Here is a 510-nt window from a genome sequence, read left to right as displayed (position 1 = left end):
GTCGATGTTTACGCCTAACAACATAATAATGTCCTTTCATTAAGGTTTCAGATGGCCTGAGTCATTACCTATCAAAGGCCGTCTGAAAAAATTCAACTGCCCAAGCCAAACTGCTGCAACTGCTGTAAAACCTGCCGAGACTTGATGCCCTCGGGTAGAAGGTTGTCAATCAAAAGCCGCGTTACTTTCAAAGCCTGACCGAGGCTTTCCTGATGAACGAAACTGCGTTCCCTCAAATCGATTAAAGTCGCGCCCAATACGGCAACGCCCTTATTAAGCGCATGGAAACGGTCGGCCTCGGCCAGGGGAACCACAGCTTCTTCAGGCGTGAGCCAATATGTTTCTTCGCCATTGATTTCATTGCCGTTGCCGTCATGAAACAAATCGGGGGCAAAACCCAAACGTGTCAACAGCGACCATTCAAAACGGCGCAAAGCGGCTATGTGGTTGGCCTCGCAACAGATGGTTTTCATGGTTTCCGCCAAAACATCGTAAAGCTCGGGCAACGGG

At 49.4% G+C, this 510-nt stretch carries 1 protein-coding gene; it reads right to left on the bottom strand.

Going from position 1 to position 510, the window contains the following annotated elements; all coding sequences use genetic code 11:
* Window positions 1–92 precede the first annotated feature (92 nt).
* Window positions 93–510, bottom strand: a 418-nt coding sequence (recO, locus tag ACTHUR_RS18575) for a DNA repair protein RecO (protein WP_440400243.1), incomplete at its 5' end; no start/stop codon positions are given.

This window comes from Neisseria sp. P0021.S007 (genome assembly GCF_051956855.1).
This window is presented reverse-complemented; position numbering and strand designations above follow the sequence as displayed.